This is a genomic window from Rhizobium skierniewicense Ch11 (assembly GCF_023757665.1).
GTDB lineage: Bacteria > Pseudomonadota > Alphaproteobacteria > Rhizobiales > Rhizobiaceae > Agrobacterium > Agrobacterium skierniewicense.
The window spans coordinates 1-5946 of the sequence record NZ_RXPG01000018.1 but is presented as its reverse complement, the minus strand read 5'-3'; the positions used below and the strand labels follow the sequence as shown (position 1 = coordinate 5946).

Sequence of the window (5946 nt, the reverse complement as noted above, 5' to 3'; positions counted from 1 at the left end):
TGAACCTGGCCCATAGTGCATCCTTCCATTCACTGGAAAATATCGCACCATCAAATGCCGGGATCAAACACCTAGAGCGCGCCAAGCAAATCCTTGAGTTCCAGCGCAACGGCTACGACCTGTCCGAATATGAGGATGGCACCGGGCCTGCACGCGCCATGAGCGAGGTGAACTGATGGTTTATCAGTTGATCGATGACGACGCGCAGCAAGCCAGCGCATGTCTTGATGAAACCAAGGCAAAAATCCGTGAAGCTTTCAGCCAGAGCCGGAAGATACCAGCAAAACTGAAAGCCAAAGCGGCGCTTAAAAGGAGCGAGGGATGACAGCAGCAGCACTCGCGCTTAAACAAATACATTCGTTGAAGAGAGAACTGGAGCGTGTCGCTTCTGTCCTTAGCTCTCCTGTGGCTATCCCAGATGCCGATGTCGAGGTCGTTTCATCGTCCGTTTTGTCATGTCACGGTTCGGTGTCTGATCTTTTTGTCATCGCTACACGGGAATATCTGCTCACAAACTACATCTACGACGCTGAAGATGGCCACTTCTATAGAAGCCAGGACATTGGCATCTTTAAAAAAGGCAGTCGCGTTGGTGTCAAAAACAGATTTGGCTATTGGCAGATCAACGGGAAACCAGACGACAACAGGATAGCGAACCTTCGTCTTGCTACCCGTTCTGAGAACTCTCAGAATGCTGCGCCCCAGAGAAACAGTTTTTCTAAGTTCAAAGGGATCTACTTGCACAAGCCAACGGGCAAATGGCTAGCGCGCATCAAAAAGAATGGGGTTCGAAAAAACCTTGGGCTGCATGACACCGCTGAGGCGGCATCTGATGCGTACATAAAAGCGTCAAGAGAAATTTTCGGGGAATTCGCCTTTGTGAATAGACCTGTTGATGACAACAAGGAAAGCGGGGATAGATGACAAATACAGTTGACCTATCCCGCAATGTTCCCCGCCTTGGCTTGAACAGGGCAGAGGTTGCCAACGCAATCGGCGTCAGCGCGAACACGGTCGATCTGATGGTTGAGGAGGGTTTTCTTCCGAAACCAAGGAAATGGCACACACGCAAGGTGTGGCTGGTTTCCGATGTCGTTGCAGCGTTGGCAGCGTGGCCCGAAGAAGGCGGAAGCAAACCAGAGGAAGGCGCTGACGACGGTGATGACTGGCGGGCGTCTGCATGAATGACGTGGCCAATATCAATCTTCCCTATGTCGAGAAGAACAAGAACCGACACGGCACGATGCGATATTACCTTCGCATCGATGGAAAGCGTATCTGCCGACTACCAGATGACATAGACAGCGAAGCCTTCAACAAAGCATATTGGGGAGCCCGCAAGGCTGCACTGCCGCTCATGGAGCGGTCTGGCGAGCCTAAGCCAATATCTGTCGTGGTTAAACCCAACACCTTCCGATGGCTGTGCATGGAATACATGCGGAGCAACCCGTTTCTGGCTCTTGATGAGACCACGCGTACTCGGCGCCGAAACATCATGGAAGGCATGTGGACCGAAACACTTACTGATTCCGATGCCAGACAGTTCGCAGATATGCCGCTCTCCAAGCTTGACGTGTCGAACCTTGAGGTTCTGCGGGATCGCAAGCGCGACGTGCCTTTCGCCGCGGATGAGCGCCTGAAGGTATTGCGCCAGGTTTTCGATACCAAGAAGGATGGGAAAGCCATCGTCGCTAACATTGCGCGACTTGTGCAGCCGTTCAACGCTCACACAGATGGCCACGCCACAGCTACACCGGAAGACATAGAGAAATTCATCGCGCACCACGGCACCAGCTCTAAGGCGGCGCTCTATATCGCGATCCAGATGTATACCGGGCTTCGCGTCTCGGACTTGGCCGCGCTCGGACCACAGCATCGGCGCAAGGATGAATTCAGGTTCCGGCTATTCAAGAACAGAAACCGGACGCCCGTGGATATCATCATCGCCATCCACCCTATTCTTGAGGCTGTTCTGGCAACGCACAAAGTCACCGCTTTGAGCTATCTGGTGACAGAGTTCGGCAAGCCGTTTTCCGTCAAAGGACTCGGCAACAGAATATCGGATTGGTGGAGACAAGCCGGGATGGGGCACCTCACCTCTCACTCTGTTCGGAAAGGTCTGGCAACTGACGTGGCACACAATGAGGCGACAGACAGCATGTTGGAAGCGATGTTTGGCTGGAAGGATGGGAAGACTTCGAAGATATACACCCGCAGCGCAGAGCGTGCGCGGTTGGCCCGTCAGACCGTGGGACGCATCAATTGGGATGGCGTCGGCTCGAAGCTTCTGGTAATTGAGGATGAACCACAGAATGGTGTGGCAGGGTGTGGCAGCGTCGATTGATAACGCTTGATAATTAATTCAAGTGAAAATTGGCAGAGCGTCCACTAAGCGTCTGGAATAGTTGGAAATTCCTATTCCGGGCGAGGCCTCCAAATTTCCTTAAACCACTCCATTTTCAATCGTGATAGAGATGAGTCTCCCAAGTCCTTTATCTGGGTTGGGACGCTGGTGTTGCACGCTTATGATGACACGCTGTCACATGGCGCAACATTCTCCGCGGTGCGGTCTAACGATTTGTCGGTCCGCGACGCGACACCGATGGCCATTCGCCAAGTGTGGTTGATGGCATCCCCGTCTCGTCATCACCTCTCGGGATGAGACTATATCCCATGGACACTCACCGAGGGATCAATGGCCGTCCGGGATCTGTATTTCGCTTGGAACATCCTTCCCACTCGGCAGTTTAGGCTGTCAGGATCGTTGCGCAGAGTGGCAACCCATCACAGACGCGGAGAGAATCATGAAACTGTCCATCGCTTTGGTTAGTGCAGGATTGGCCTTCGCTCTGGCGGGCTGCACCGCCACAGGCTTCAGCGCGACGGCAATCTCCTCCTACAGTCTCGAGCCGATCCCCGGCAGCATCACCTATCGCGGCCAGCCTCGCACAAAGCTGACCAAGTCGCCAGTCGGTAGCACGTTCACGCACAATTTCCGACGCTTCGACGACCGGGTTGTGGAGACCTACCAGATCCAGCCGGACCGCTCACTCAAGATCATAGACCGACGGATCATCAGAAGCTGGTCGATGTTCGGTCGCGACGACTGATGCGGACAGACGGTCCGAGCGGATTGGCCTTGTACTGACGACCGGAACCTTCTAAACGCGCTGTAACGTGGCCGTTATGGATCAATCATGCAAACCCCTTGGAAAAAACCTGTCCTCGTCGCTCTGGAAGAACCTGGTGTTTATGTCAGCATCGAATCGACGCAGGCCGCATCCTGGGCCCTCATTGAGGACTGGCCGGAAGAGGATGGTGAGAAGCTGGATCGCGCGCTCCTCGTTTTTGCAGCCGTCGATGCGGGTAAAAAGAAACCCGAAGATGCTCGTCAAGCCTTCATAGAAGCGGCCATGGAAGCCGGGCTAGACGTAAAGTCATAATGACGCAGGTGGCGTTCAGGTCTTAAATTTCGTGTCACAAACCGTTAGAGCGTTTCTTCGCCCAGACACAAGCGCCCTAGACGCAAACACTAGACAAAGCACCGACCACGCCCAAGGCATCTCATCATGAAGAAAAAAATCCTTTTCATTCTGCTCATCGCTTGTCTGTTCATCAGCATTGTCGGCCACTGGGTTTTCGCGCTGCTTGTGACCTGATTTCGGTGTTACGGCTCCAATAGAAAACCCTCGATTTCACGCCGCTGTCATGGAACTTCGTTAACTTTTGCACGTTCTTCTTTCACAAATCATGAAAGGTAAAAAGATGCGTGACGGTCTGAACAGTGTGCTTGAACTCTCCGTACTGGGCTTTGTCATCGTCACGTGCCTGATGATGGCGAACCCGATCATGTAATGCGGTATTCGACTGGATACGACGCCTACTTTAAATGATTTCAAAAACTGTTTTTCATCGCGAGACTGTCCATCTTCAACTCCGTTTTGCTCTCGCACATCTCACTTTTCTCTACCTTTCGTCTTCCGGCGTGTTGCAATCCGTACGTTGCGCGGTAACGTCCGTGGACATTCCATTGAGAGCGCCCCTTCATGTCTGCACCTTCTTCCGCTTCCAGCCTCGTGTCCGCAGCCATGCTCGCCATCGGCGACGAGCTTTTATCAGGCCGAACGAAGGACAAGAATATCGGTCATCTCGCCGATGTTTTGACCATGTCAGGCATTGACCTCAAGGAAGTTCGCATCGTTGCAGACGAAGAATCTGACATCATCGAGGCATTGAACGCGCTTCGCGCGCGCTACGATTACGTCTTCACGTCAGGTGGTATAGGCCCGACCCATGACGATATCACGGCCGATGCCATTTCAGCCGCCTTCGGCCTACCCTGCGAGCACGATGCCGAGGCCATGCGGCTTCTCGGCGAGATGTACCAGAAGCGTGACATGGAATTCACAGATGCACGAAGGCGCATGGCGCGGATGCCGCGCGGGGCGCAACACATCGTCAATCCGGTTTCCGTGGCGCCCGGCTTCATCGTTGAAAACGTCTACGTCATGGCCGGCGTTCCGCAGGTGTTTCAGGCCATGCTGGACAACGTGATGCCAACGTTGCGCACGGGGGCGAAGGTGCTGTCTCAGGCCGTTCATTCCCCTTACGGCGAAGGCGATATCGGAACGCCGTTGAGCGCGGTTCAGAAAGCCCATCCACAAACCAGCATTGGCTCCTATCCGAAATATGACGGGCAGCGCTTTTCGACGGAGATCGTTGTGCGTGCCCGCGAAGCGGATGCTTTGAGCGCTGCCGCAAGAGACGTCGAGGCTATGCTGGAAACCATCGCACAGCAGAAAGCTGCTCTGTCGGCCTGAACAGATCGACGGTTCAGACGTTTTACATATGGCTGATGTGCCTTGAGCATATCGTCTGCTCACGATTACTGTCGTGACGGCTTTGTACCACAGGCAAAAACGACAGCGCTGGCGCTGAATCCCTAGCGCGGCGCTTCACCCGAATGAGGAGCCCGGTTATGGCTTACAAAACGATACTGGCCGTGATGGATACTGCAGAGAACGCCAACAGACTTGGCGACTTCGCGGTTTCCCTTGCCAATGATTTCTCCTCCCATGTCGTTGGTCTCCACATGGAGACATTTGCGACCGTCCCGCTTGTCGCGCCGATGGAGATGCCGGATCCTGCCACGGTGCAGGCTGTTCAAGAGGTCGCGCATCAGCAGACCACGGACGTCGAACGTATTTTCAATCGAACAATGTCGGACGGTGGCGTTTCGCATGAGTGGCGAAGCTTCATGGCCTCTGTCGGCTATGCAGCAAGCTCTGCACTCGACAGCGCTCGCTGCGCCGACCTCGTCATAGCACGGCAGCCAAACACCTCGGCCCTGTCCGACAGTCGCGCAGATATCGACAGCTTTCTCTATGACAGCGGTCGCCCGGTTCTTCTTGTGCCATACACGTTGGCCAACCCCAGACCGATCAAGCGCGTGCTTGTGGCCTGGAACGGATCGCGGGAGGCAACGCGCGCGACATTCGATGCTTTGCCATTTCTGATCGCAGCTGAAAGTGTCGAGATATTCTCGTTCGGCGCCGATGACAGCGACGACCACACCAAGGCCCTCGCTGGAACCGACCTCGCCTCCACACTCGCCCGCCACGGTGTCAATGTGACTGTCACCTCCCAGGAAAAGGCGCACGGCGTCTCTGCAAAGACCGCCATCGAAACCCGATTGTCCGATAACAGCATCGACCTACTGGTCATGGGTGCTTACGGCCACTCCCGCTGGTGGGAGATGCTGTTCGGCGGCGTGACCCGCACCGTTCTGGACAAGACAACAGCCTTGACGCTGATGTCGCGATAGGCAGACACCAAAGTCGAGACAAAAAAGAACCCGCCGATAACACCGGCGGGTCAGACTGCTGACAAACCCGCCGATTTTTGTCGGTGGGTTTTTGCGTTTTTGGGCTTCTCGTTCAGGTGGTG

8 protein-coding genes are annotated in these 5946 nt (G+C 54.6%); all 8 read left to right on the top strand.

All coding sequences use genetic code 11. From position 1 onward, the window contains the following. Positions 1-187: 187 nt before the first annotated feature. Positions 188-325 carry a hypothetical protein gene (locus tag EKM04_RS14070; RefSeq protein WP_183897978.1) on the top strand — a complete coding sequence of 46 codons (138 nt, stop codon included), beginning with the start codon at positions 188-190 and terminating at the stop codon, positions 323-325. Further along, entirely contained in the window at positions 322-924 is a 603-nt protein-coding gene (locus EKM04_RS14065; protein WP_183897979.1) for an HNH endonuclease, read from the top strand. The genes EKM04_RS14070 and EKM04_RS14065 overlap by 4 nt, the downstream gene beginning before the upstream one ends. Beyond that, entirely contained in the window at positions 921-1184 is a 264-nt protein-coding gene (locus EKM04_RS14060) for a helix-turn-helix transcriptional regulator (protein WP_183897980.1), read from the top strand. The genes EKM04_RS14065 and EKM04_RS14060 overlap by 4 nt, the downstream gene beginning before the upstream one ends. Beyond that, the gene (locus EKM04_RS14055) at positions 1181-2344 is read left to right on the top strand and encodes a tyrosine-type recombinase/integrase (RefSeq protein ID WP_183897981.1); all 1164 of its coding nucleotides are present in this window, start codon (positions 1181-1183) and stop codon (positions 2342-2344) included. Before EKM04_RS14060 ends, EKM04_RS14055 begins: the two co-directional genes overlap by 4 nt. A gap of 460 nt (positions 2345-2804) precedes the next feature. Continuing rightward, positions 2805-3110, top strand: coding sequence for a hypothetical protein (locus EKM04_RS14050; protein ID WP_183897982.1), 306 nt, complete (start codon positions 2805-2807; stop codon positions 3108-3110). Positions 3111-3197: 87 nt separating this feature from the next. Continuing rightward, on the top strand, positions 3198-3443 hold the full coding sequence (locus EKM04_RS14045) for a DUF982 domain-containing protein (protein WP_183897983.1): 246 nt from the start codon (positions 3198-3200) through the stop codon (positions 3441-3443). A 603-nt stretch (positions 3444-4046) separates the two neighbouring features. Further along, positions 4047-4820 carry a competence/damage-inducible protein A gene (locus EKM04_RS14040; RefSeq protein WP_183897984.1) on the top strand — a complete coding sequence of 258 codons (774 nt, stop codon included), beginning with the start codon at positions 4047-4049 and terminating at the stop codon, positions 4818-4820. A gap of 158 nt (positions 4821-4978) precedes the next feature. Next, a complete protein-coding gene (locus EKM04_RS14035) occupies positions 4979-5824 on the top strand; it encodes a universal stress protein (RefSeq protein WP_183897985.1) in 846 nt (281 codons plus the stop codon). The last annotated feature ends 122 nt before the right edge of the window (positions 5825-5946 follow it).

What these genes read in the sequence shown, in the direction of transcription:
- EKM04_RS14065 (WP_183897979.1), top strand. Translation starts at nt 322, where the DNA reads ATGACAGCAGCAGCACTCGCGCTTAAACAAATACATTCGTTGAAGAGA.
- EKM04_RS14060 (WP_183897980.1), top strand. Translation starts at nt 921, where the DNA reads ATGACAAATACAGTTGACCTATCCCGCAATGTTCCCCGCCTTGGCTTG.
- EKM04_RS14055 (WP_183897981.1), top strand. Translation starts at nt 1,181, where the DNA reads ATGAATGACGTGGCCAATATCAATCTTCCCTATGTCGAGAAGAACAAG.
- EKM04_RS14050 (WP_183897982.1), top strand. Translation starts at nt 2,805, where the DNA reads ATGAAACTGTCCATCGCTTTGGTTAGTGCAGGATTGGCCTTCGCTCTG.
- EKM04_RS14045 (WP_183897983.1), top strand. Translation starts at nt 3,198, where the DNA reads ATGCAAACCCCTTGGAAAAAACCTGTCCTCGTCGCTCTGGAAGAACCT.
- EKM04_RS14040 (WP_183897984.1), top strand. Translation starts at nt 4,047, where the DNA reads ATGTCTGCACCTTCTTCCGCTTCCAGCCTCGTGTCCGCAGCCATGCTC.
- EKM04_RS14035 (WP_183897985.1), top strand. Translation starts at nt 4,979, where the DNA reads ATGGCTTACAAAACGATACTGGCCGTGATGGATACTGCAGAGAACGCC.